General features: G+C 73.2%; 21 protein-coding genes and 1 tRNA gene. 12 read left to right on the top strand and 10 right to left on the bottom strand.

All coding sequences use genetic code 11. The features are described 5' to 3' along the window. Window positions 1–7 precede the first annotated feature (7 nt). Genes B6R96_RS01665 through B6R96_RS01675 form a run of 3 tightly spaced genes read right to left on the bottom strand, consistent with a single transcriptional unit; the run spans window position 8 to window position 5,184 of the window. Window positions 8–2,158 carry a bifunctional serine/threonine-protein kinase/ABC transporter substrate-binding protein gene (locus B6R96_RS01665; RefSeq protein ID WP_081521294.1) on the bottom strand — a complete coding sequence of 717 codons (2,151 nt, stop codon included), beginning with the start codon at window positions 2,156–2,158 and terminating at the stop codon, window positions 8–10. A gap of 6 nt (window positions 2,159–2,164) precedes the next feature. Further along, window positions 2,165–4,321 carry a bifunctional serine/threonine-protein kinase/ABC transporter substrate-binding protein gene (locus B6R96_RS01670; RefSeq protein ID WP_081521295.1) on the bottom strand — a complete coding sequence of 719 codons (2,157 nt, stop codon included), beginning with the start codon at window positions 4,319–4,321 and terminating at the stop codon, window positions 2,165–2,167. Further along, window positions 4,321–5,184, bottom strand: a complete 864-nt coding sequence (locus tag B6R96_RS01675; RefSeq protein ID WP_081521296.1) for a hypothetical protein — start codon at window positions 5,182–5,184, stop codon at window positions 4,321–4,323. The genes B6R96_RS01670 and B6R96_RS01675 overlap by 1 nt, the downstream gene beginning before the upstream one ends. Before the next feature lie 288 nt (window positions 5,185–5,472). Here B6R96_RS01675 and B6R96_RS01680 point away from each other — a divergent pair, with 288 nt between their 5' ends. Further along, on the top strand, window positions 5,473–6,111 hold the full coding sequence (locus tag B6R96_RS01680) for a family 16 glycosylhydrolase (RefSeq protein WP_053703757.1): 639 nt from the start codon (window positions 5,473–5,475) through the stop codon (window positions 6,109–6,111). Here the strand turns inward: B6R96_RS01680 and B6R96_RS01685 are convergent. From B6R96_RS01685 to B6R96_RS01700, 4 genes are all read right to left on the bottom strand, one after another. Then, the gene (locus B6R96_RS01685; protein WP_081521297.1) at window positions 6,091–6,798 is read right to left on the bottom strand and encodes a ribonuclease H family protein; all 708 of its coding nucleotides are present in this window, start codon (window positions 6,796–6,798) and stop codon (window positions 6,091–6,093) included. The two genes, B6R96_RS01680 and B6R96_RS01685, sit on opposite strands and share 21 nt — an antisense overlap. 38 nt (window positions 6,799–6,836) lie before the next feature. Further along, window positions 6,837–8,396, bottom strand: a complete 1,560-nt coding sequence (locus tag B6R96_RS01690; RefSeq protein WP_335755472.1) for a sensor histidine kinase — start codon at window positions 8,394–8,396, stop codon at window positions 6,837–6,839. Between the two features lie 166 nt (window positions 8,397–8,562). Then, window positions 8,563–9,381, bottom strand: a complete 819-nt coding sequence (locus B6R96_RS01695; protein WP_081524916.1) for an ABC transporter permease — start codon at window positions 9,379–9,381, stop codon at window positions 8,563–8,565. A 5-nt stretch (window positions 9,382–9,386) separates the two neighbouring features. After that, a complete protein-coding gene (locus tag B6R96_RS01700; protein ID WP_081524915.1) occupies window positions 9,387–10,331 on the bottom strand; it encodes an ABC transporter ATP-binding protein in 945 nt (314 codons plus the stop codon). A gap of 159 nt (window positions 10,332–10,490) precedes the next feature. Between B6R96_RS01700 and B6R96_RS01705 the strand changes: the two genes are divergently transcribed. Continuing rightward, on the top strand, window positions 10,491–11,153 hold the full coding sequence (locus tag B6R96_RS01705; protein ID WP_081521298.1) for a response regulator: 663 nt from the start codon (window positions 10,491–10,493) through the stop codon (window positions 11,151–11,153). Between the two features lie 91 nt (window positions 11,154–11,244). On the opposite strand, the gene B6R96_RS01710 is transcribed toward B6R96_RS01705, so the two are convergent. After that, a complete protein-coding gene (locus B6R96_RS01710) occupies window positions 11,245–11,637 on the bottom strand; it encodes a MerR family transcriptional regulator (RefSeq protein ID WP_079407509.1) in 393 nt (130 codons plus the stop codon). Window positions 11,638–11,687: 50 nt separating this feature from the next. On the opposite strand from B6R96_RS01710, the gene B6R96_RS01715 reads away from it, so the two are divergent. Continuing rightward, window positions 11,688–12,977, top strand: coding sequence for an MFS transporter (locus B6R96_RS01715; protein ID WP_081521299.1), 1,290 nt, complete (start codon window positions 11,688–11,690; stop codon window positions 12,975–12,977). A gap of 135 nt (window positions 12,978–13,112) precedes the next feature. Here the strand turns inward: B6R96_RS01715 and B6R96_RS01720 are convergent, their stop codons facing one another. Further along, complete coding sequence (locus tag B6R96_RS01720) at window positions 13,113–13,316, bottom strand: cold-shock protein (RefSeq protein WP_030384970.1); 204 nt, start codon at window positions 13,314–13,316, stop codon at window positions 13,113–13,115. Between the two features lie 288 nt (window positions 13,317–13,604). Between B6R96_RS01720 and B6R96_RS01725 the strand changes: the two genes are divergently transcribed. The 8 genes from B6R96_RS01725 (at window position 13,605) to B6R96_RS01760 (ending at window position 19,891) form a co-directional block, all read left to right on the top strand. Continuing rightward, window positions 13,605–13,678: transfer RNA gene (locus B6R96_RS01725), tRNA-Met, on the top strand. A 284-nt stretch (window positions 13,679–13,962) separates the two neighbouring features. Beyond that, window positions 13,963–14,499, top strand: a complete 537-nt coding sequence (locus B6R96_RS01730) for a SigE family RNA polymerase sigma factor (protein ID WP_078937704.1) — start codon at window positions 13,963–13,965, stop codon at window positions 14,497–14,499. Beyond that, a complete protein-coding gene (locus B6R96_RS01735) occupies window positions 14,492–14,920 on the top strand; it encodes a hypothetical protein (protein ID WP_081521300.1) in 429 nt (142 codons plus the stop codon). Before B6R96_RS01730 ends, B6R96_RS01735 begins: the two co-directional genes overlap by 8 nt. A 127-nt stretch (window positions 14,921–15,047) precedes the next feature. Further along, entirely contained in the window at window positions 15,048–16,304 is a 1,257-nt protein-coding gene (locus B6R96_RS01740) for a mannosyltransferase family protein (protein WP_081521301.1), read from the top strand. Between the two features lie 112 nt (window positions 16,305–16,416). Continuing rightward, the gene (locus B6R96_RS01745) at window positions 16,417–17,688 is read left to right on the top strand and encodes a serine hydrolase domain-containing protein (protein WP_081521302.1); all 1,272 of its coding nucleotides are present in this window, start codon (window positions 16,417–16,419) and stop codon (window positions 17,686–17,688) included. A 67-nt stretch (window positions 17,689–17,755) separates the two neighbouring features. Beyond that, window positions 17,756–17,986: a hypothetical protein gene (locus B6R96_RS01750; protein WP_030384965.1), complete on the top strand. Its 231-nt coding sequence runs from the start codon at window positions 17,756–17,758 to the stop codon at window positions 17,984–17,986. A gap of 78 nt (window positions 17,987–18,064) precedes the next feature. Next, complete coding sequence (locus B6R96_RS01755; protein WP_081521303.1) at window positions 18,065–18,895, top strand: class I SAM-dependent methyltransferase; 831 nt, start codon at window positions 18,065–18,067, stop codon at window positions 18,893–18,895. 72 nt (window positions 18,896–18,967) lie between these two features. Continuing rightward, a complete protein-coding gene (locus B6R96_RS01760; protein WP_081521304.1) occupies window positions 18,968–19,891 on the top strand; it encodes an aminoglycoside phosphotransferase family protein in 924 nt (307 codons plus the stop codon). A 50-nt stretch (window positions 19,892–19,941) separates the two neighbouring features. Here the strand turns inward: B6R96_RS01760 and B6R96_RS01765 are convergent, their stop codons facing one another. After that, window positions 19,942–20,901 carry a LysR family transcriptional regulator gene (locus B6R96_RS01765; RefSeq protein WP_030384962.1) on the bottom strand — a complete coding sequence of 320 codons (960 nt, stop codon included), beginning with the start codon at window positions 20,899–20,901 and terminating at the stop codon, window positions 19,942–19,944. A gap of 184 nt (window positions 20,902–21,085) precedes the next feature. On the opposite strand from B6R96_RS01765, the gene B6R96_RS01770 reads away from it, so the two are divergent. Further along, complete coding sequence (locus B6R96_RS01770) at window positions 21,086–24,559, top strand: M28 family peptidase (RefSeq protein ID WP_081521305.1); 3,474 nt, start codon at window positions 21,086–21,088, stop codon at window positions 24,557–24,559. Window positions 24,560–24,570 lie beyond the last annotated feature (11 nt).

Consider the following 24,570-nt stretch of genomic DNA (forward strand, 5'->3'; position numbering starts at 1 on the left):
CGGTCGGTCACGGCGCGGACGCCGGCTTCACCTCCGTGTAGCGGCCCAGGTACCGGTACGTGCCGGATACGACCTGGTAGAGGTGGGCGGAGCCCTGTCTGGTCAGCACGTGGGTGTTGGAGTCGAAGGACAGCGGCTTGGCCAGGCCCGGGTGGACCGTCCGGAAGATCCGGCGGGTCACGCCCGCACGGCTCCGCCCGTCCTCCCCCAGGCCGGTCAGGGCCTCGGCCACCAGGCCCACGGCGTCGTAGGCCTCGGTGGCCCAGCGGGCGGGTGGCTGCCCGTACGCGGTGCGGTGGGCGGTGACGAACTCCGCGGCGGCGGGCACGGCCAGCGGGTCGGCGAAGAGGGCGCTGAACAGCCAGCCCTCGGCGTCCGGTCCGGCGGCCGTGAGGAAGGCCGGTTCCATGGCGTGCTGGATGCCCATCCGCGGGCCCTGGAATCCGGCCCCGGTCAGGGCGCGCGCCATCGCGGCCGCCCGCTGCGGTGAGGTGCCCGCGTAGACGACGGCCTCGGCCCGGGCTTCGGTCAGCGCACGTGCGGTGGCGGCGAAGTCGGAGCCGCCCACCGGGATCCGGTGGACGCTGACCGTGCCCTGCGAGGGCGGGCTCTGCTGGAGGGTGCGGACGAGGGGGTAGGCGGGCTCGCCGCCGTCGAGGTCCTCCACCAGGCCCGTGCGGTGGACGGGCCGGATCCGGCTGAGGTAGTCGATCACCGGGAGGGCCAGCTGGTCGGCCGCCGGGCGGGTGGCGACCAGGGTGCGCCACTGCGACTGCGCGGTCTCCGTGCTGTCGGCGGACACCAGCAGCAGGGCGAGATCGGCCGCGCCGCAGGCGGTGGCCACCTCGGACAGGGCCGCGTCCCAGGTGGGGCCGGCCAGGGCCACCACCGCGGGGTCGGCGGCCAGCTCCTTGACCGCCTGCGCGGCGCGGACGGGGTCCCCGGCGTCGTCGGCGACGCGCAGGGCCAGCCGGAACGCCGCGTCCGGCCGGGCGTTGTGCCGCTCCACGGCCAGTTTCATACCGCGCTCGTGCGCCTGGCCGGTCTCCTTGCCGGGTCCGGTCAGATCTGCTTGCAGGGCGACGGTGAGCGTGGCGAGTTCGCGGTCCGGGGAAGCGGTCGTGCCGCGGCCCCGCCCGCGGGTGGTGAACCAGGCGACCGGTGCGCCGACGGCGGCCAGCCCCGCGCCGGCGGCGAGCAGCCGTCTGCGTGTGAGGCCCCGTACGGGCGGCTGCGGCGCGTCGATGCGGGTCGGCTCCGGGGCGGGCAGGTCCAGGGCCCGGGTGGAGCGCTCGGCGATGAGGCGGGGCAGCGGCGGCGGCAGCCAGTCCTCGGTGTCCGCACCGCCGGGCAGGCCGTCGCCGAGTACGGTGCGCAGCTCGTCCGGGGTCGGCCGGGCCGCCGGGTCCTTCGCCAGGCAGGCCAGCACCGGGGCGAGCAACTGCGCCGGGAGCCCGTCGAGTTCGGGCTCGTCGTGCACCGTACGGTAGACCACGGCGGCCGCGTGCCCGCTGCCGAACGGGCCGTGCCCGGTCGCCGCGTACGCGAGGACGCAGCCGAGGGAGAACACGTCGCTGGGGGCGCCCGCGACGGCGCCGTCCGTCCGGGCCTGCTCCGGCGCCAGGTAGCCGGGGGTGCCGAGGACCGCGTCGACGGCGGTCAGGGTGGCCGCTCCCTCGGCCCGCGCGATCCCGAAGTCGATCAGCCGGGGCCCGTCCGGCGCGAGCAGGATGTTCCCGGGCTTGACGTCGCGGTGGACCAGCCCGGCGGAGTGGACCTGCGCCAGCGCCTCGGCGAGGCGCGCGCCCAGGATCCGTACGGCCCGGACCGGCAGCGGACCGTACCCCGCGACGGCCTCGGACAAGGAGGGGCCGGGGACGAAGGGCGTGGCGAGCCAGGGCTCGCGCGCGTGCGGGTCGGCGGCGACGACCGGGACGACCCAGCGCCCGGTCAGCTGCCCGGCGGCCGCCACCTCGCGGCGGAAGCGGGCGCGGAAGTCCGGGTTCGCGGCATGGTCGGCGCGGATGACCTTGACGGCGACCAGGGTGCCCGCGGCGGACCGGGCGAGGTACACGGTGCCCATGCCGCCCGAGCCGAGGCGTCCCAGCAGCCGGTTGCCGCCGATCGCGGCCGGATCGGCGGGGGTGAGGGGGCGCACGGCGGGTTATCCCGCCGTGCGCGGGTTGGCCGGGCCCATGTAGCGCATCCGGCCGCCCTCCACCTGGTGCATGAAGTAGATGTTGCCCTTGACCTGGCGGCTCTCGTCGAAGGTGTACTCCTTGGTCAGGCCGCTGTAGGCGCCCTGGGCGAGCGCGGTGAGCAGGGCGGCGCGGGTCGGGCGGGCACCGCCCGCCGCGGCGGTGACCAGCCGGTCGATGACCAGTCGGGTCGCGTCGAAGGCCTCCGCCGTCCAGATGTCGGGGGCCGATCCGTACGCCGCCCGGTGGGCGCGGGTCACCTCCGCGACCTCGGGGGCCTCCGGGCCGGTGTACGGGGTGAAGAACTGCCAGCCCTCGGCCGCCGGGCCGGCGGCGGCGAGGAACTCGGGGCCGGCGATGGTGTAGTCGGCCGCCCGGGGGCCCTTGAAGCCGGCGGCGGCCAGCAGTCCGGCCACCTTGGCGCCGCCGGCCGGGGTGCCCGTGTAGAAGAAGCCGTCGACGCCGTGCGCGAGCATGTCGGTGACCACCGGGGCCAGGTCCTGCACACCGCGCGGGACGACCCGCCCGTAGTAGGTGGCTTCGGGCGCGAAGAAGTTGATGGTGCGGCCCACCAGCAGGGACGCCTGCCAGGCGTCGGTGTCGCCGGCGCGGTCGCTGAGGATGCCCATCCGGCGGACGCCCTGTTTCCCGGCGAATTGCAGGTTGAGCGCGCCGGCCTGGCCGGAGGAGATCGGGCAGCTCTGGAAGAAGCTGCGCCGGTCGGTGACGCTGAAGGTGGTCGCCAGTGCGGAGACGGTCACCAGGGGTACGGAGGCCTCGCCGTACAGTTCGAGGCACGGGATCACGGAGTCGTTGCCGGTGGGGCCGATCACTGCGAACAGGTCGCGGTTGCGGATGAGTTCGGTGGCGGCGGCCACCGACCGGTCGGCCTTCCCCGCGTCGTCGGCGGCGGCGACGGTGAGCGTGAAGGGCTTGTCCTTGCGGGCGTTGAAGGCGTCGACGGCGAGGCGCACCCCGCGTTCCTGGGCCTGGCCCGCGGCCTTCTGCGGGCCGGAGAGGTCGGCGTGCACACCGATCGTCCACTGCCGCGGGGCGTCCGCGGCCGGGCCCTTGGGCTTGTCCCGTTCGCGCAGGGCCAGCCAGGCGGCCAGGCCGCCGCCGACGGCGAGTACGGCGCCGCCGGAGGTGAGGGCGAGGAACCGTCTGCGGGTGGGCGCGGCCGTGCCGGGCGCGGGGGCGGCGTCCGGGTCGGCGACGGTTTCGTCGATGCCCGGCAGCGCGAGCAGTGCGGCGGCGCGCTCGGCGATGGTGGCGACGACCGGGTCGGGCAGCCAGTCGGTGCCTTCCCCCGGGGTGTCCTCGGTGAGGGCCTCGTCCAGCTCGCGCGCGGTGGGGCGGATGTCGGGGTGTTTGGCGAGGCAGGTCCGCAGCAGCGCGGTGAGTTCGGGGTCGGCGAGGACCTGCGGGCCGAGGTCGGGATCGTCGTGGACGGTGCGGTAGAGCACCGCGTCCACGGTGCCGGTGCCGAAGGGCAGCCGGCCGGTGGCGGCGTAGGCGAGGAGACAGCCGAGCGAGAAGACGTCGCCGGCAGGTTCGGCGGGGCGCCCCTCGGCCTGCTCGGGCGGGAGGAACCCGGGGGTGCCCAGTACGGCGTCCGCGGAGGTCAGGACGGTGTGCTCACCGCCGCGGGCGATGCCGAAGTCGATGAGCCGGGGCCGGTCCATGCCGAGGAGGACGTTGCCGGGTTTGACGTCGCGGTGCACGAGGCCCTGTTCGTGCATCACCCCGAGGGCCTTGGCCAGGGCCTTGCCGAGGATCCGTACGGCGCGCAGCGGGAGCGGGCCGTGGGCCGAGACGGCCTCGGCGAGCGAGGGGCCTGCGACGAAGGAGGTGGCGAGCCATGGTTCGGGGGCGTCCGGGTCGGCGCCGGTGATCCGGACGGCCCACGGGCTGTCCACTTCGGCGGCGATGTCGGCCTCGCGCCGGAAGCGGGCCCGGAAGTCGGCTTCCTCGGCGTACTCCGCGCGGATCACCTTGACGGCGGCGAGCGCGCCGTCGTCGGTGCGGCCGAGGTAGACGACGCCCATGCCGCCCGCGCCGAGCCGTCCGAGGAGCCGGTGGCCGCCGATCCGGGAGGGGTCCGAGGGGTGGAGCGGCTCCATCAGCCCGCCGCCTTTCCGAGCTCCTGCTTGGCCTGCACCATCATCCGGCTGGTGCCCTGGACCACGAAGGCGTTCATGGCTTCCCGGGTGATGCCCGTCGCGCCCTTGGCGGAGATGGCCACGGTGACGGGTCCGAACTGGGCCTGGGACCAGGTGTAGAGGTGGGGGCCGCCGTCCCGGGCGCTGACGTACTCGCCGGTTTCGGTGAAGGCGTCCTCGGTCCAGCCGTTCATCTGCTCGCCCTGGTAGAAGGCGCCGCCCCACAGGTTCTTGAGCTCCTCGCCCTCGCGCAGCTTCTGGCCCGGGCACCGCAGGACTTCCTCCATGGCGCGGGCCGTCTCCCAGCCGGATTCCTCGCGGTTGTGGTGGACGGTGACCGTGGCATTGATGCGCACGCGGCCGCGGCCGTCCTTGGCCGGGATGTGGAAGGAGCGGGTGCTCGTGGCGAGCACGTCGGGCGGCAGGCTCGCGGTCTGCCAGACGCAGCCCTCGTCGAGCACGGGCCAGTGGCCGGGATCGCTCTCGAACGGCGTGCTGCGCACGACGTCGGGCCCGATGGCCTGCTCGGCGACGATGATCCGGCCGAGCAGGTCGCGGGCCTCGGCGACCGTCTTCGGCTGCTTGGACTCGTCGAGTTCGGGCACCAGTTCGGAGCCGGAACCGCCGGACGGGGCGGCCGCGGTGCCGGCCCCGGCGCCGCTCGGGCCCGACGGTGTGCCCGACGCGGCCGGGGTGCGGCTCGCCGCCCCGTCCTTCGGGCTGCCGTCGGCCGTACATCCGGCGATGAGGAACAGGCCCGCTGCTGCGCAACCGCATGCGCGCAGGACGGCGTTCCCTCTGCTGCGATCTACCTGTCCCCCCACGGCACGGATCGTACCCCGCTGCGCAGGCGCATAACTGGCTTACGGAAAAGGGATGTTGACGGCCCTGATCCGGGGCCCCGGGGCGCCCCGCCCCGCCGGCGCGGGAACGGGCAAAAAGACAAACCGGTCCACCGGTATGTACTGCACCGCGGCCGGGCATGCTCCAGGAGCGTCCACTCAGGGGAAGGAGCCGTCGTGCTCACTCAGGTTCTCACTTGGTTCCGACGGCTCACGGGACGCTTCTCCGGCGCACCCGACCGGGCCGCCCCGGCGAGCGCCCGGGCCCCGGTGTTCACCGCGGACTTCGAGTCGGTCACCCAGTGGGTGGCCGGCCGGTCCTGGGCGTATCCGAACGGCGGCCCCACCAATCCCGGTGACAACAAACTCGACCACCTGGTGTCCGACCCCTCCTACAGCCGCACCGGAACCTTCCGGGCCACCCGCCGCCCGGACGGCAAGTGGAACGCGGGACTGCTGACCACCGAGGGCAGCGACGACGGGTTCATGGTGCGGACCGGTGACGTACTCGAATCCCGGGTGCGCCTGCCCGCCGAGATCGGGGCCTGGCCGGCGATCTGGACCTGGCGCGACGGCGGCAACGAGATCGACGTGTTCGAGTACCACCCGGACAACCCCGACCTGCTCGAACTCTCCAACCACGTCAAGGGCGGCTCGCGCTACCACCGGGACCGGTCGATCGCCCCCGGCGGCTGGGTGGACCTCAAGGTCGAGTTCGGAACGCGTTCGGTCGTGTGGTGGGTCAACGGCACGCGGGTCTTCGCCGACCGCCGGGGGGTCGGGCGCAACTGGCGGGCGTACCTCATCGTCAATCTGTCCGTGTGCGCCGGGCGCTACCACCCGGCGCCCGACCCGGCCGTGTCGCAGATGTCCTACGAGGTGGAGTACCTACGCGTCCACCGACCCTAGGGAACCGCAGGCCTGGTGACCCCAGCGGCTGCCGTTCTTGGTGATCATGTCCCCGGCGGCGTAGGGCTTCCCGCACGGGCAACTGCCGGGGAACTTCGCCTTGATGGCCCGGGATCCGCCACCCGTGGCGGCGGATCCGGGCGTACGCTTCCTCGGCGCGGCCGACTTGCGGCGCGCGGGCGCAGCCGCAGCCGGATCCGGGACCGGCATGTCCGTGCTGCCGAGGGCGGTACCCGCGGCGGCCTGGCTGACGGCCGCGTCGCTGGCGGCCTGGTCGGCGATCGCGTTCAGGTGGTCGCCGTCCTCGCGGTGCGCGGGAACGTACTGGAAGGTGACATCACGGCCGGCGAGCAGCCGGTCGATCGCCTCGACGAGTTCCCGGTTGGCGACCGGCTGCCCGGAGGCCGTCTTCCACCCGTTGCGCTTCCAGCCCGGCAACCACTGGGTGACGGCCTTCATCGCGTACTGGGAGTCCATCCGCACCTCGACGGGCGTCCCCGGATCCACCGCCTCCAGCAGCCGCTGAAGGGCGGTCAGCTCCCCGATGTTGTTGGTCGCGCGCCCCAGCGGACCGGCCTCCCAGCGCTCGGGGCGTCCCTGGGCGTCGGCGATGACCCAACCCCAGCCGGCCGGCCCGGGATTACCTTTGGCCGCTCCGTCACAGGCGGCGATGATGCGATCAGACATCCCCCGATCATGCCTCATCCGCCGGAGCTCCCGCCCGCTCAGCCCGGCAGCACGTCCTTGGCCGCCAGGCGGGAGCCCGCGTAGCAGAGCCGGTAGACGTCGACCCGGTCGAGGAGGTTGCCGTTCGACCGGTAGTACGCGCACACGGTTCCGGCGGGTACGGGCAGCGCGCGGACGGCGTCCGGTACATAGCGGAACTGCTGTTCCGGAAGGAGCCGGGCCACCTCTGCCCGGTCCTGGCCGACCCGGGCCGCCGCGAAGTCCGCGGGGCGCAGGACACAGCCGGTCAGCTGGTGGGCCAGGTAGGCGCAGGAGACGAGGGCCACGAGGCCGAACCCGCCCGGGGCGGCGAACGCGGCGACGAACCGGCGCCGGGCGCCGCTCCGGGCGACGGCGAGCCGCCGCGACGCCGGCGAACCGCTCTCCTCCCGGGGCTCTCCGGTGGCTCTCGCGCGCTCCGGGTTCACCTGGTCGGGCAGGGTGAGGACCTCGAAGCCGCCTTCGCGGGGTGCGGCGTGCAGCGTTCCGCCGATGAGCAGGACCCGCTCGCGCAGGCCGGTGAGCCCGCGGTGCCCGGGGGCCCGCCCCGCGGCGGGCGGCGGCGGGCCCGCGGGCGGTGAGCCGCTGGGCGGCGCGGAGTTGGTCACCCGTATCTCGGTCCGGTCCGCCCGTCGGACGATGCCGACGTCGACCGTACTGCCGGGCGCGTGCTTGATCGCGTTGGTCAGGGACTCCTGGACCACGCGGTACGCGCCGCGGTCGACCAGCGGCGGCAGGGCCCGGGCCGGTCCCTCCCGTCGCAGGTGCACGGTGACCCCGGACTCCCGTGTCCGGGCGACGAGTTCCTCCACCGGCTCCACGGCCGGGGCCGTCGGCTCCTCCCCCTCGGTGTCCTCGCGCAGGACTCCGATGGTGTCCCTGAGGTGGCCGACGGCGTCGGAGACGGCCGCGCGCAGTACGGCGAGGTCCGCCCGGTCCTGCCCGGTCAGTGTGGGCGAGAGTTCCAGGGCGCCGGCGCGCAGGGCGATGAGGCTCAGTTCGTGGCCCAGCGAGTCGTGCATGTCGGAGGCGATCCGGGTCCGTTCCCGCAGGCGGGCCTGCTCGGCCACGGACCGCTGCCGCTCCTCGAGGCTGCGCGCCCGCTCCCAGCCCTCGTGCACCAGGGCCAGCCTGGCCTGCCGGTAGCGACCGGCCAGCCAGGGCAGGAGGAGGGCCGCGGGGATCAACGACAGCGCGTAGAACCAGTGGACGGCGCCGACGCCGAGGACGGCGCACAGCGCGAGGTCGAGGGCGGCGCAGGCCCCGAACAGCACCAGCGCCGGTCCCGCACGATCCGCCCGGAGGCCGAGGAGGTAGGCCAGTACGGCCAGGGCCAGCAGGTAGGGGCTCGCCGTAGCGGCCGGGTGGGCCAGGCCCGAGGCGACCACCAGGTTGGCGAGGAACACGGCCGCCGCGGGCCTGGTCCGGCCGACGGGCACCGCCACCGCCAGGACCAGGAGGGGCAGCACCAGACCGAGGACCGGGGAGGGCTGTGCCTCCTCGCGGTGGGCGTAGACCCCGGCGCCGGCCATCGCCGCCCACAGCGCCGCGTCACGCACGGCCGGCCCCCGGCCCGCGGCCGTCCACCGGGCACCCCGCATCCTCACGCCCACCCGCGCTTCCCCCTCCTCGTACATCCCACCCGCTCCGGTCCGGTCCCTCCGTGCCGCCGTCAGGGCACGGGCCGTGTCACCGGCCGCGTCGCCTGACCGGGGGGCAAGCCTGTCACCCGTCGCGTCGCCGCAGGACGAACCGGCCCGTCAGATGGGCGGCGGCCACCCAGGCCAGCACGATCAGGAGCGCGGCCGCGGGCGGGTAGGGGGCGTCGCCGTCGGCCAGCATGAAGTGACCGCCCGCGGTCTGCGGGAGGAGGTCGTTCACGGCCAGGAGGACGGGGCCGCCCAGTCCGGTACAGATGGTCGGGAGGGCGGAGCTCAGGCCGAAGACCGCCGACAAGGTGCCCACCGCGGTCCGCACGGCGAAGGCCACCCCCACGGTGAGCACCGCGATCAGGGCGCAGTACAGGCCCATCGCCAGGGTCTGGGAGAGCGCCTTGGCGGGCTCGAAGGTCGCGTGGCCGCGGAAGGGGGCCCGGGCGACGGCCATGCCGAGGACGGCGAACAGGACTCCGGCGGCGAAGGACACCGCTGCGGCCACGACCGCCTTGGCCAGGTGCAGGCGGTGCCTGACCGGCACCCACTGGAGCGAGGTGCGGACACTGCCGGTCGCGTACTCACTGGTGACCACGGTCATCGCGAGTACGACGACGACGAACTGGCCGAGGATGACGGAGGAGACCGGGGCGTTGCCGAGCGGCTGGACGGGTTTGTCGTTGATCCGGGCGATCGAGCCGTAGTAGAAGGTGAAGACCGCCGTCAGGAGGACGCCGACGAGCAGGCAGGCGTACGGCGTGCGGATGGACCACAGTTTGGTCCACTCGGCGCCGACCGCGCCGGCGAAGCCGCCGCCCGCGGGAGCCGGAGCGGCGGCTGCGCCGTCCGGGCCGGTCAGGGTCTCGGAGTGGGTGCGGCTGTCGATGGTCATCTCGGTCACGCCTTCGCCGTCCGGGTCGCGTACTCGACGCTGTGTTCGGTCAGTTCCATGTAGGCCTGTTCCAGCGAGGCCGAGACGCCGTGCAGTTGGTGGAGGCGGATGCCGAGGCGGTGGGCGAGGTCGCCGATCTCCCCGGCGGTCCTGCCCCTGACCACGATCTCGTTCTGCTCGCCGCCGCCGGGCGACCGGGCCGGCTCGACGGACACCCCGTCGTGGGCGCACAGCCGGTCGGCGAGGCTTCGCAGGTCGGCGGGGTCGGCGGTGCGCACCCGTACCGAGGCCGAGGCGCTCGCGGCGAGCAGCTCCGCCATGGGGGTGTCGGCCAGCAGCCGGCCCCTGCCGATGACGACGAGCCGGTCGGCGGTCAGCTGCATCTCGCTCATCAGGTGGCTGGAGAGGAAGACCGTACGGCCCTGGGCGGCCTGGGCCCGGACGAGCTCGCGCACCCAGCGCACGCCGTCCGGGTCGAGGCCGTTGACCGGCTCGTCGAGGATCAGCACCTTCGGATCCCCAAGGAGGGCGCCCGCGATGCCGAGCCGCTGGTACATGCCCAGCGAGAACGCCCCGGCCCTTCGGCGTGCCACCTTGGCCAGCCCCACCGTCTCCAGGACCTCGTCGACCCTGCGCACGGGGATGCCGTTGCTGCGGGCCTGTGCGACCAGGTGGCTGCGCGCCGGGCGGCCCGGGTGCAGGGCCTTCGCGTCGAGGAGGGATCCGACCTCGCGGATCGGGTGGCGCATCGAGGCGTACGGCTTCCCGTCGATGAGCGCCCGGCCGGCGGTGGGCCGGTCCAGGCCGAGGATCATCCGCATCGTGGTCGATTTCCCGGCGCCGTTGGGGCCCAGGAAGCCGGTCACCTGTCCCTCCTCGATGTCCAGGGTCAGTCCGTCCACGGCGACGGTGTCGCCGTGGCGTTTGGTCAGGCCTCGCAGGGTGATCACGGGTGTCCCTCCGGTGTCGTCGGTGCTGTGACGACCGTAGGAACCGGCCGGGCCGGCACGCATCGCTCGCAGGTCGGCGATCGGATCCCCTACTTTCGTCGGGGGTCCCCGACGAACGGCCCGACCGGAGCGCGCCGTTAGACTGCGCCGGTGGTTCAGGTGCTGCTGGCAGACGACGAGGCGATGGTCCGGGCCGGTGTACGCGCCATCCTGGCGCGGGATCCGGGCATCGAGGTCGTCGCCGAGGCAGCCGACGGGGCCGAGGCCGTCGACGCCGTGCGCAGGCTCCGGCCCGCCGTGGCCCTGCTCGACATCCAGATGCCCCGGCTCGACGGGATCGCGGCGGCCGCACGGATCCACCGGGAGCTGCCCGGCACTGCGGTGATCATGCTGACCACCTTCGGCGAGGACGAGTTCATCGCCCGTGCCCTGCGTGAGGGGGCCAGCGGGTTCCTGCTCAAGGCGGACGATCCCCGGGAACTGCTCGCGGGTGTGCACGCGGTGGCCGCGGGCGGCGCGTACCTCTCGCCGAAGGTCGCCGCCCGGGTCGTCGCCGGACTGCGCAGCGGGCGGATGGCGGGCGGTGTGCCCGCGCGCAACGCTCTGGAGGGGCTGACGGAACGGGAGAACGACGTCCTGGCACTGCTCGGCGCCGGTCTGTCCAACGCCGAGATCGCCGCTCGCCTGCACCTGGTCGAGGGCACGGTGAAGGCCCACGTGAGCGCGATCCTGGGCAAGCTCGGCGTACGCAACCGGGTGGAGGCGGCGATCGCCGCGTACGAGGCCGGGCTGGCCGAACGGGAGCGCCGCACGGGGCGTTGAGCTGAGCCTTGAGCGGAGCGTTGAGGCCCTGACCGGGGCGCTGAGCGGGACGTTGCGCCGAGCCTTGAGCGCGGCCGGCCGGCCCCGCCGGTCAGGAGCCGGGACCGTCGGCGGAAAGCAGCTCGCACTTCTCGAAGTTCATGCAGCCGCAGGCCAGGCAGTCGGCGACGGCGTCGCGCAGCATCTGCGTCTGCCGGATGAACCGGTCCAGTTCGGGGAGCTTGCTCTCGGCGAGGGCCCGCCACTGCCGGGTGGCGCCGCGCTCGGCGTCCGCGTCGAGCAGGTCGCGGATCTCGGCGAGGGTGAATCCGGCCCGCTGGGCCATCTTGATCAGCGCGATCCGTCGCACGATGCCGGCCGGGTAGACCCGCCGGCCCGCGGTCCGTTCGGCGGCGGGCAGCAGGCCGACGCTCTCGTAATAGCGCAGCGCCGAGGGCCTCATCCCGACCTGCCGCGCGAGTTCACCGATTCCCAGCTGTCGCACCCGTCACTCCCCCTTGACCTCAAGTGCGCTTGAACCATGAGTCTGACCCGGTGACTCCCGCTCGGACAACTCGCCTCCTGCCCCAGGCCTATCGGCCGCTGTTCGCCCATCCCGACATCCGCCGGCTGCTGCCGGCGCTGGCGGCCTCCGATCTCGGCGACGGGATGAGCGTGGTCGCGGTGGCGTGGCTGGCCATCGAGATCGCGCCCCCGGGCGGGTCCGGGATGCTCCTGGGGGCCGCGCTCGCCGCGTACGCGCTTCCCGGCGCGGCCGGCGCCCTGCTCTTCGGGCGCTGGCTGCGCCGGCTCCCTCCCGGCCGGCTGCTGGTGGCCGACAGCCGGATCCGCGCGGTGCTCCTGGGCTGTGTGCCGCTGGCCTGGGCGGCGGGGGTGCTGCACCCGGTGCTGTACGTGGCTCTGCTGGCGGGTTCGTCCGTCCTGCACGCCTGGGGAAACGCGGGGAAGTACTCGCTGCTCGCCCAGCTCCTTCCCCCCGAGCAGCGGCTGGCCGCCAACGCGCTGGTCAGCTCGAGCGTCTCGGCCTCCATCGTCATCGGCCCCGCCCTCGCCGGGTTCCTGGCGGCGGTGATCAGTCCCGCCTGGCTGATCGGCCTCGACGCCCTGTCGTTCGCCGTGCTCGCCGCCCAGGTCGGGCGGCTGCGGGACGCGCCGTCGGGAAAGGACGGGGAGCAAGGCGGGGACGGGGAGGGTGCGGCCGGGCCGGTCGGGGCGGATCGTTCCGCCGCCGGTCTGCGGCTGTTGCGCAGACAGCCCGAGCTCCTCGGGGTCCTCGCCCTGACCTGGTTCTTCAACTTCCTCTACGGACCGGCGGAGGTCGCGCTCCCGTTGCACGTCACCGATGACCTGCACGCGGGCGCGGGCCTGCTCGGGCTGTACTGGGCGCTGTTCGGTGCGGGCGCCGTGCTGGGCGGGCTGGCCGCCGGGGCCCTGCGGCGGTTCCCGCTCTGGCCGGTGACCCTGGTGATCGTCGCCGGCTGGGGGCTGGCCCTGGTGCCCTTCGGCCTCGGCGCGTCGGCGCCCGTCACCCTGGCCTGCTTCACGCTCGGCGGCCTGATCTACGGCCCCTTCACCGCGCTGTCCTACACGCTCTTCCAGGAACGCACCCCGGCCGCCTGGCTGACCACCGTCCTCGCCGCGCGCAGCGCCGCCCTCCTCACCGCCGGACCGGTGGGCACCGCTCTCGGCGGCCCGCTGATCGCCCTCCTCGGCCCGCGGCAGGTGCTGGCGGCGTCCGGGATCGCGACGGTCGTCCTCGCCGCGGTCGGGGCCGCGATCCGGGTATGGGGACAGCAGCGCGTCAAGACCCCCGCGGCAGGGTGAGGAAACGGGCGGAGAACGGCTCAGGGCCGCGCGGCGTGGCCACGCGGCCCTGAGCATTTCCGCGGCCCGTGCGAGGACGGGGCAGGGAAACGGTTCTCCGGAGCCCGGCGGTCAGGCCGGGCTGTCGTCCGGGAATCAGGCGGGGGTGATGTTCTCCGCCTGCGGGCCCTTCTGGCCCTGCGTGATGTCGAAGGTCACGGCCTGACCCTCCTGGAGCTCACGGTAGCCCGACGCGTTGATCGCCGAGTAGTGGGCGAAGACGTCCGGGCCGCCGCCGTCCTGGGCGATGAAGCCGAAGCCCTTCTCCGAGTTGAACCACTTCACAGTTCCCGTAGCCATGTTCATGCCTTCCCGTTGACGTACGTCTTCCACACGGCGTGGAAGACGGAGGTGATCGCCCTGGTCCTACGGCACAACACAGCAAAACTGCCCACACCAAAGGGCACGGGCAAGGCACTTGGAACCACGACAGCTACCCGTGAAGGTACACGCCTGCACGCACTGTCACCAGGGGGAATGATCTCGCCGTGGCGGCGAGATTCAGCCCTTTCGCCCACACTCCGGGCGCGGCCCCCGGTAAATGCGTCGAGTACCGCCCCCGCGATGCCGTACTGTGAGGTCTACCGACGCGGGGTGGAGCAGCTCGGTAGCTCGCTGGGCTCATAACCCAGAGGTCGCAGGTTCAAATCCTGTCCCCGCTACTGCTCGGAAGGGCCCGGATCCTCATGGATCCGGGCCCTTCTGCTGTGCGGGCCCCTTTTTCGGCGTTCCGGACCCCCCGCGACCCCCGCGCACCCGCCGGACGCGACGCAACCGTCCGGTGCGGAGCCGACTCCCGGCCCGGATCCGCACCACCCGATGGGCGGTGGCGCCGCCGCCGTCCCTCGCCGGATCCGCCGCCACGATGAGTACCTCCGTTGCCGTGTGACGGCACTCACACAACGAATCGTCGTCCGGTGTCGACCGGATGCGGTGCGGCGGGCGTATGCCCGGTGAGAGGGACACATGGATTCGGGAGCGATTTTTGACCATCGAGGAGTTCGAGGAGTTCTACGCGCAAGCGGCGGGACGGCTCACAGGACAGCTCTACGTGATGCTCGGTGACCACCACGAGGCGCAGGACGTGGTGCAGGAGGCCTTCGTCCGCGGATGGGGCCGTCGGCGGCAGCTGGACCGCGACGGCCGGCCCGAGGCATGGATCCGCACCGTCGCGTGGCGGCTCGCCGTGAGCCGCTGGCGCGGGCGGCGGCGCACCGCCGACGCCTGGCAGCGCACGGCCCCCGCCGGCCACGTGGAGGGCCCGGGTCCGGAGGCGGTGGCGCTCGTCGAGGCGCTGCGGCAACTCCCCCTGAAGCAGCGCCGGACCATGGCGCTGCACTACGTGTGCGATCTGAGCGTCGAGCAGATCGCCGCCGAGACCTCGCTGTCCGCGAGCACGGTCAAGACCCACCTCTCCCGGGGCCGGGTCACGCTCTCCCGTCATCTGCAGGACCCGCGCATTGAGGAGGCTCCCGATGCCTGACCGCCACGACCCGCTGCGGTCCCTGTTCCAGGAAGCCGCCTCCGCCGGACAGTCCGCCGCCATGAGCCCGCCCGTCTCCATCATCGAGCGGCGCGGCGAACGGCACCGGCGGCGCCGGATCGTCGGAATCGCTGCCGCCTGCCTGTTCGTCCTCGCCGGATCCGGTGCGGCCCTGTCCACGTTCCTCCCGGGGGACGCGGGCCCGACCCTGCCGGCGACCACACCCCCTCCCGTGGCCCCGTCGCCCACGTCCGCGCCGCCGCCGCAGAACACCGTGGCACCGCCGAGCAGCACCACGACGACGGCGAGCACCGCCACGACGCCGCCGAGCAGCAGCATGACCCCGCCGCGCAGCACCACGCCGCCGTTCCAGCCCACCGGAAGCGTGGAGCCGAGCATGTCCCCCACTCCGCCCCGCTAGCGCCGCGCCCTCCCCTCCCCCTCTCCCTCCCCTTCTTCGTCTCTCCCCTCAGCACACCGCCCGCGGACACCGGCTCGAACCACAGCCGGCGGCTCCGCACGCCCTCAGACGGCCAGGAGATCCCGATATGCCCGTTTCCACACCCAGTCGGCCGGCCGAGCCGGCCCAGCCGGCCGAGCTGCCCGACGCGTCCACCGGCCGGCCGGCCGTGCACGACACCGTCAGCCGCCCCGGCCGCACCCGCGCGGCGTTCCCGCGGCTGGACCCGGGCGACCGCGAGGTGCTGTGGCTCTACCTGCTGACCCGCGTCGGCATCTGGGCCACCGCAGGCGCCGTGGGGTGGCTGTTCCCGAGCAACAGCGAGACCCGCCGGGCCGCCTCACCGCTCGCGGCCTGGCAGCAATGGGACTGGTGGCACTACCTGCACATAGCCCAGGACGGGTACTTCCCCTACGGGGCCGGACCATGGACGGCGGGCTGGGACAACCGGGAGGCCTTTCTGCCCGGCTTCCCCCTCGCCCTGCGCGCCGTCCACACCGTGGTCCCCGACTGGGCCGCGGCCGGAGCGCTGATCTCCTTCCTCGCGGGCGGCGTCGCCGTGCTGGCCCTCGCCCGCATCGCCCGCCACCACCTGCCCGACCTCGACGCGGGCCGCCGCGCGGTGGCGTTCCTGCTGCTCTCGCCGTGCGCCGTGTTCCTCGCCGCGGGCTACACCGAGGCGCTCTTCCTCGCCCTGGCGCTGCCCGCCTGGCTGGCGGCGCAGCGCCGGAACTGGCCGGCGGCCGCGGTACTGGCCTGCCTGGCCTGCTCGGTCCGCATCACCGGTCTGTTCCTCGCGGCCGCCCTCGTCCTGCACTTCGTCCTGACCGCCCGCACCCGCCGCGCCTGGCGGGCGGCCCCGTGGCTGTTCCTGCCCGCCCTCGCGCCGCTCCTCTACAGCTGGTTCCTCCACACGCGGACCGGGGACTGGATGGCCTGGAAGCACGCGCAGGAACGTGGCTGGTACCGGGACTTCCACGCGCCGTGGGAGGCATGGGCCAACACCTGGGAGGCCGGCTTCCACCACACCCAGGCCACCGGGTACGCGTTCATGTGGCAGGCCGAACTCCTGGCCATGGTGGTCGGCGTCGTACTGCTGGTCCTGCTGGTACGGGGCCGCCGCTGGCCCGAGGCCCTGTACATCGCCCTCACCCTGTGGGCCCTGGGCACCTCCTACTGGTACACCTCCGTGCCCCGCTCCACCCTGCTGTGGTGGCCGCTGTGGATCGCCCTGGCCTCCTGGAGCCTGCGGCGCCCCCGGATCCAGACCGCCTACCTGTACGTCGTGGGTCCGCTTTCCGCGGTCGTCGCGATCACCTTCCTGACGGGCCGCTGGGCCGGCTAGACCGGCGAGCCCGAGCGGCTCCGGGCGGGTCCGGCTGGCCCGTAGCGCCCGCCGGGCGTTCCATCGAAGAGTGGGCCTTGTCCCGAGGGGCTCTTCGCGGCAGGAGATCGCCATGACCGCAGTCAGGACCCCGCACCCGGGCCGCGCCCGGACGGCGCTGCTCTGCACCACCGCGCTGCTCGCCGCGGTCCTGCCGGCGGGCGGCGCCTGGGCGGCGACCGACCCGGGGACCAGTGCAGGAACCAGTGCAGGAACCAGTGCAGGGTCCGCGCCCGCATCGTGCACTGCCTCCCCCGCGCCCTCGGGCGGCGAGGCGAAGCAGATCATGGACATCGCCCGGGCGGCGCAGAAGGAGCTGGACCTGAACGCCGTCGTGCTGCGGGTCACGCGCGACGGGCAGGAGGTCGTCACGGGCGCGCTCGGCGAGTCGATGACGGGGGTCCCGGCCACGGCGGACATGCACTTCCGGGCCGGTTCGGTCGCCATCGTCTACATGGGCATCGCCGCGCTGCAACTGGTCGAGGACGGCAAGGCCGCCCTCGACGACCCGATCTCGCGCTGGCTTCCCGACGCCCCGCACGCCGACAAGATCACCCTGCGCATGCTCGGCGCCTCCACGTCGGGCCTGCGCGACTACGTACCGGATCCGAAGTTCCTCGCCGCCCTGTACGCCGACCCGTTCCGCCAGTGGACGCCCGACGAGCTGGTGGGCATCTCCGCCGCCCACCCCCTCTGGTACGAGCCGGGGTCGAGCTGGAGCTACTCGCACGCGAACTTCGTACTCCTCGGGCAGGCCCTGGAGAAGATCGCCGGCATGCCGCTGGCCAAGGTGATCGAGCAGCAGATCACGGGGCCCGCCGGGCTGGACAACACGGTCAACAGCTTCACGCCCCAGATCGAGGCGCCCGTCCTGCACTCCTTCGACGCGGAGCGCGGCAAATACGAGGAGTCCACCTTCTGGAACCCCTCCTGGACCACCGCCCCCGGCGCGGTCCTCACCACCCACATCTGCGACCTGGCGCGCTCGGCCGAGGCCGTGGGCAGCGGCGAGCTCCTCTCCCCGCAGAGCTACAAGGTCCAGCTCGACCCGGGCACCGTGGGCCTCGGCGGCAACACCCCCGGCTGCCCGGCCAGGGACTGCTTCCGGCAGCTTCCGGCCCTGCACTTCGGCTACGGCGTGATCGTCCAGAACGGCTGGATCCAGTCGAACCCGTCGTTCGCGGGGTACGCGGCCATCCAGGCCTACCTCCCGAGCGAGCGCCTGGCCATCGCGGTCTCCACCACCGTCGGGCCCAAGGCTCCCGGCGACAACACCGCACAGACCATCGCCGGGCGCATCGCGCAGGTCCTGGCGCCCGAGAACTCCCTGATGGGGAAGAAGTGACGGCCCTTCTCCCGGCCCGGCTCCCGAACGGGCCCCCGCCCGGCCGGCGGGCGGCCATACTCGGAGCATGGCCGACACCACCACCGTCGAGGTCGACACCGATGTGCACGACCGTCTCGCCGTGCTCGCCGCGGACCGCGGCCTGAGCCTGCGCGCGTACCTCGCCGAACTCGCCACCACCCAGGAGAACGAGGCCGCACGCGCACGCGCCGCACTGGCTTTCGAGCGGGCCCTGGAGCGGCCCGGCTTCCGCGAGGGCTTCGCGCGCGACTTCGGCGGCCCCGCGCCCCGCGACTGACCCCTCCGAGGGGCCGGGACCACGAATCGTCCCTATGCTCGGAGAAGGGGTTGCCCCGAGCCCTGGAGGACGGCTGTCATGACCGAGGCGAGCGACGCGGCCCAGGCGGACCGCACCCTGAAGGCCCGGCACCGCGCGATGTGGGCGCTGGGCGACTACCAGTCGGTGGCCTCGCACGTCATTCCGGACCTCGGTGCCGTGCTCGTGGAGGAGTGCGGCGTCCGGCGCGGTGACCGGGTGCTCGACATCGCGGCGGGTTCGGGCAACGCCGCCATTCCGGCCGCCCTGGCCGGGGCCGACGTCATCGCGTCCGACCTCACCCCCGAACTGCTGGAGATCGGCCGGAACCTGGCCGCCGTACGCGACGCCCGCCTGGAGTGGCGGGAGGCGGACGCCGAGCACCTGCCCTTCGCGGACGGCGAGTTCGACGTGGTGATGTCCTGCGTCGGCATCATGTTCGCCCCGCACCACCGGGCTGCCGCCGAGGAGATGCTGCGCGTCTGCCGTTCGGGCGGCACGGTGGGGCTGATCAGCTGGACCCCGCAGGGTTTCGTGGGCCAGATGTTCGCCACCATGAAGCCGTACGCTCCCGCGCCGCCCCCCGGCGCCCAGCCGCCCCCGCTCTGGGGGGACGAGGAACACGTGCACGAGCTGCTCGGTGACGCGGTGACCGATGTGGAGACCCGCCGCCGGACGGTCCGCGTGGACCGCTTCACGGGACCCACGGACTTCCGGGAGTTCTTCAAGGCCTGCTACGGGCCCACCGTCGCCGTCTACCGCGCCGTCGCCGCCGATCCGGACCTGGTCGCCGAGCTGGACGCGGCGCTCGACGCCCTCGCCGCCGAGCACACCGTGGACGGGGTCATGGAGTGGGAGTACCTGCTGCTGACGGCCCACCGCCGCGGCTGATCCACGGCCGCGTCGCCTCCCGCGGCGCGCCGCTACCCTCGACGGGATGACCCGCACTCCCGAAGGCTCCTCATGAGTTCGCCGCAGGGCGTCCGCGTCCCTGCCTCCCTGGTCGCGTCGTACACGAGGAACGGCGGCGAAGCAGAACGGGCCTGGATCGCCCGGCTGCCCGCCCTGGTGGCGGAGCTGCTCGGCCGGTGGGAACTGGAGCGCGACGGCGGCATCGGCTCCGGTGAGGCCTCGCTGGTGGTGCCGGTGCGGCGCACGGACGGCAGCTGCGCCGCGCTCAAACTCCAGATGCCCCGCGAGGAGACGACCGCCGCGCTGATCGGGCTGCGGGCATGGAACGGCGACGGCATCGTGCGGCTCCTCGACCACGACCCGGAGAGCGGCGCCGTGCTGCTGGAGCGCCTGGACGGCGCACGCACCCTGGCCTGCGTCGAGGACGACGACCTGGCCATGCGCATCCTGGCCGGGCTCATGGCCCGGCTGCACTCCGTCCCGGCGCCCGAGGGCCTGCGCAACCTCGGTGACATCGCCCGGGACATGCTGGCGTCCGTGCCGGCGGCCGGCGCCGCTCTGCCGGACCCCGTGGACCGTCGGCGGCTGCACGGCTGGGCCTCGGCGGTCACCGAGCTGGTCGGCGATCCCGGCGACCGGATGCTGCACTGGGACCTGCACTACGGCAACGTGCTCGCCGCCGAGCGCGAGCCGTGGCTCGCCATCGACCCCGAACCCCTGATCGGCGACCCGGGCTTCGACCTGTGGCCGGCGCTGGACACCGGCTGGGAGGAACTGCACGCCACCGGCGATGCTCCCCGCATCGTGCGGCGCCGCTTCGACCTGCTGACCGAGGCGCTCGGGCTGGACCGCCGACGCGCGGCCGGCTGGACCTTGGCCCGGCTGCTGCAGAACACGCTGTGGGACATCGAGGACGGCCGGACCGCCATCGACCCCTCCCAGACGGCCGTGGCCGACGCGCTGCCCCGCTTCTGACGGGGCGTCGCGGCAGTTGCCGGTCGTCCGGGCCCGGGACGTGCCACCGGTCAGTCCAGGGCCGGGTGCACCTCCGGGTGGGCGTCCCACCACTCCTTGTGGAAGGGGTTGTTGTCCACGTTGGCCAGGTAGGCGCGGGCCGCGGCCCGGTACAGCAGTTCCGCCTGCCCGGCGGAGAGCGCCGCACGGCTCCAGGCGAGCCGGATGCGGCCCATGATGGGGGTGCCGACGAGCGGGCGCATCACCGTCCCCTCCCCCGGCGGGGCCGTCGGCTGGGTGAGCGCGACCGCGCGGCCCGCTGCGATCAGGTCGTGCTGCATCTTGCGGTCGGTGATCCGGTAGCGCAGTGAGGGGCTGAATCCGGCCTTCGCGCAGGCGGTGACGAGGGCCTCGGGGCCGCCGTCGTCGTCCTCGACCAGGGTCATCCACGACTCCCCGGCCAGGTCGGCCAGTTCTATCCGGTCCAGGTCCGCGAGGGGGTGCCGCGCGGACAGCCGGATGCAGAACGGTTCCTTGGGGATCAGGGTCCGGGCCAGCGTTCCTTCCGGCAGCGGGACCTCGTGGTCGTTGACCTCCCCGTACACGATGGCGTCGTAGCGCCCGGCGCCGAGCATCCGCGCCAGCACGGTGACGGAGTCCTCCAGGTCGACGGCGATCTCCCGGCCCGACATGGACAGGTCGGTCTGGGCGAGGAGGCCGTCGAGCAGCACGAGCATGATGCAGCCCAGCCGCAGCGGACTGCCGGCCGCTATGGCGCGCGCCTCCGCGCCCAGCGCGTCCATCTCGCTGAGCACGCGACGGGCCTTGGCCAGCACGAACTGGCCGAGCGCCGTGGGTTCCACGCCGCTGCGGCCGCGGAAGAACAGCTCGCCCCCGGTGACCCGTTCGATGCGGCGCAGCTGGGCGGAGAGTGCGGGCTGGGACACCCCGAGCCGCCGCGCCGCACCCCCCAGGCTGCCCGCCTCCGCAATCCGGCAGACGGCTTGCAGATGCCTCAACTCCAGCTGCATCCGGGCAGCGTACGAGTCGGGCCGCCGCGGCACCATAACGCGGACCTTATGCCTGCCGGGATGTCCCAATCTCGTCATGTTCACGCTCATACTCGGCCGCGAACGAGCACTCATCCCCACCCCCCACCCCCCACGATCGGAGTGGACGTTGCATCCCAGCAGATGGACGGCGGCCGTGGCAGCGATGGCGCTGACCGCGAGCCTCGCCGGCGCCCTCGCCGGGACGGCATCGGCGGCGCAGCAGGCGCAGCCCTCCCCGTCCCAGAAGGACACACCGGCCGCACGCGCGGTCGCGGCCGCCGACCGGGCCGTCGACAGCGGTCTCGACTCCCTGGTCAACTCCGCCCAGGAACAGTACGAACGACGCCTCGTCACCCCCTGGGTGAAGGACCTGTATTCCGTCTCGTACGAGCGCAGCTACCGCGGCCTGCCGGTCGTCGGCGGCGACGCGGTCGTCCTCGCGGACGGCAGCGGCAAGGTGCGTGCGCTCCAGTCCGCCTCCTCCGTGCGCATCGACGTGTCCACCAGGGCGTCGGTCTCCGCGAAGGACGCCGAGTCCACCTCGCGGGCCAGGCTGGTCTCGGTCGACAAGGTCGAGAGCAGCCGGCTCGTCGTCCGCCTCAAGGACGACAAGCCGGTACTGGCGTGGGAGACCGTGCTGAGCGGCCGTACGAAGACCGCGCCCAGCAGGCTGCACGTCTTCGTGGACGCGCGGACCGGCGCCTTCGTCGACAGCTACGACGAGGTGGTCGCGGGCACCGGCAACAGCAAGTGGAACGGGCCGGGTCCCGTCAGCATCGACACCACCAACTCGGGCTCCACGTACACGCTGCGCGACCCGAACCGGACCGGCCTGAGCTGTGCGGACTACAGCACGGGCACGGTCTTCACGAAGTCCTCCGACTCCTGGGGCACCGGCAACCCCACGAGCAAGGAGACCGGCTGCGTGGACCTGATGTTCGCCGCGCAGAAGCAGTGGGACATGCTCTCGCAGTGGCTGGGCCGCAACGGTGTCAGCGGCAACGGGCGCAGCTTCCCGGCCAAGGTGGGCCTGAGCGATCTCAACGCCTACTGGGACGGCAGCTCGGTCACCATCGGGCGCAACAGCGCCAACGAGTGGATCGCCGGCATCGACGTGGTGGCCCACGAGTACGGGCACGCCATCGACTCCAACACACCGGGCGGCACCAGCGGCCAGGAGTCGGGGCTCGGCGAGGCCACCGGTGACATCTTCGGGGCTCTGACCGAGGCCTTCGCCAACGAGCCGGCCCCGTACGACACTCCGGACTACACGGTCGGCGAGGTCATCAACCTCCAGGGCCGGGGGCCGATCCGCAACATGTACAACCCGCCGGCCGTGAACAACGACCCGGCCTGCTACAGCTCCGCGATACCCGGCACCGAGGTGCACGCGGCGGCCGGGCCGCTGAACCACTGGTTCTACCTGCTGGCCGAGGGCACCAGCCCGGGCGGCGGGAAGCCCAACAGCAGCACCTGCAACGGGAGCACGCTGACCGGTGTGGGCGTACAGAACGCCGGCAAGATCTTCTACGGCGGCATGCTGCTCAAGACCAGCAGCATGTCCTACAAGAAGTACCGTACGGCGACGCTGAGTTCCGCCAAGTCACTGGACGCCACCTGCGACCTCTTCAACAAGACCAAGGCCGCCTGGGACGGCATCAGCGTGCCCGCCCAGTCCGCCGACCCGACCTGCACCCCGAGCGGTCAGAACAACGACTTCTCGATGTCGCTGAACCCGTCGTCGGGCACCGTCCAGCAGGGCGGTTCGGTCACCACCACGGTCGGTACCGCGGTCACCACCGGTAACGCCCAGTCGGTGACGCTGACCGCGTCCGGTCTGCCGGCCGGTGTGAGCGCCTCCTTCAACCCGGCCACCGTGCAGTCCGGCCAGTCCTCGGTGCTGACCCTGACCGCCACCGCCAACGCGGCGCCCGGCGCGTCCACCGTCGTCGTCAAGGGCCAGGGCACGACCCTCTCCCACACGGTCGACTACGCACTGAACGTCGGCGGAACCCAGCCCGGCAACGACCCGCCGGACATCGACGTCGCCAACGTGCAGGCGCACCTGGCCCAGTTCGGCACCATCGCGAGCCAGAACGGCGGCCACCGCCGTGCGGGCAGCGCCGGCTACACGCAGTCGCTGGCCTATGTGAAGGGCAAGCTGCAGGCGGCCGGTTACACCGTCACCGAGCAGAACTGCTCCTCCTGCACCTACCCGTCGAACAACCTGATCGCCGACTGGCCGGGCGGTCCCGCCGACCAGACCGTGATGTTCGGCGCCCACCTCGACGGCGTCTCGGCCGGCCCCGGCATCAACGACAACGGCTCGGGCTCCGCGACCCTGCTGGAGAACGCCCTCGTCCTCGCCCAGAAGAACCCGACGATGACCAAGCACGTGCGCTTCGCCTGGTGGACCGACGAGGAGCAGGGCCTCAACGGCTCCCGTTTCTACGTCAACCAGCTGACCAGCGCGCAGCGCAGCGCCATCAAGGGCTACTACAACTTCGACATGGTCGGCTCCACCAACGGCGGCTACTTCATCAACAACGTCAACTCCACCACCGCCGCCCCGCTCAAGGCGTACTGGACCTCGCTGAACCTGGCGCCCGAGGAGAACACGGAGGGCCAGGGCCGCAGCGACGACTACTCCTTCCAGCAGGCGGGCATCCCCACGTCCGGCTACGCGGCCGGCGCGAGCGCCCGCAAGACCTCGGCGCAGGCCGCCAAGTGGGGCGGCACCGCCAATGCCGCCTACGACCCCTGCTACCACAGCTCCTGCGACACGACGAACAACATCAACGCCACGGTGCTCAACCGCAGCGCCGACGGTGTCGCCTACGCCGTCTGGAAGCAGGCCGTCGGCGGTGAGACGCCCGCGCAGGACTTCTCCATCGGCGTCAGCCCGTCCGCGGGCAGCGCGGCCCCCGGCGGTTCCGCCTCCGCCACGGTGAACACCTCGACCGTGAGCGGCGCCGCCCAGACCGTCGCCCTCTCCGTCTCCGGCGCGCCGGCCGGGGTGACCGCGACGCTCAGCCCGACGTCGGTCCAGTCCGGCAGCTCCTCGGCGCTGTCCGTCCAGGTCGGTGCGAGCACCGCGCCCGGCACCTACACCCTGACGATCACCGGCTCCGGCACCGTCAGCCACACCACCACCTACACGCTCACCGTCACCGGCGGCGGCACGTGCACCCCGCGCCAGCTGGTGGTCAACGGCGGCTTCGAGAACGGCGCCACCCCGTGGAGCGCGACCGCGGGCGTCATCACCAACCAGTCCGGCCAGACCCCGCACGGCGGCAGCTACAAGGCCTGGCTGAACGGTTACGGGTCCACCCACACGGACAGCGCCTCCCAGACGCTGGCCGTCCCGTCGGGCTGCTCCACGTACCGGCTCGGCTTCTTCCTCCACATCGACACGGACGAGACCGAGAACGTCGTCTACGACCGCTTCACCGTCTCGGTGGGCGGCCAGACGCTGGAGACCCTGTCCAACCTGAACGCGAACTCCGGCTACGCGGAGAAGTCCTACGACCTCTCGCAGTTCGCCGGTCAGAGCGTCACCCTGAAGTTCAGCGGCACGGAGGACCAGTCCCTCCAGACCTCCTTCGTCGTGGACGACGTCACCCTCCAGGTGAGCTGACGCCCACCTGA

It is taken from the genome of Streptomyces sp. Sge12 (assembly GCF_002080455.1).
Classification (GTDB): Bacteria; Actinomycetota; Actinomycetes; order Streptomycetales; family Streptomycetaceae; genus Streptomyces.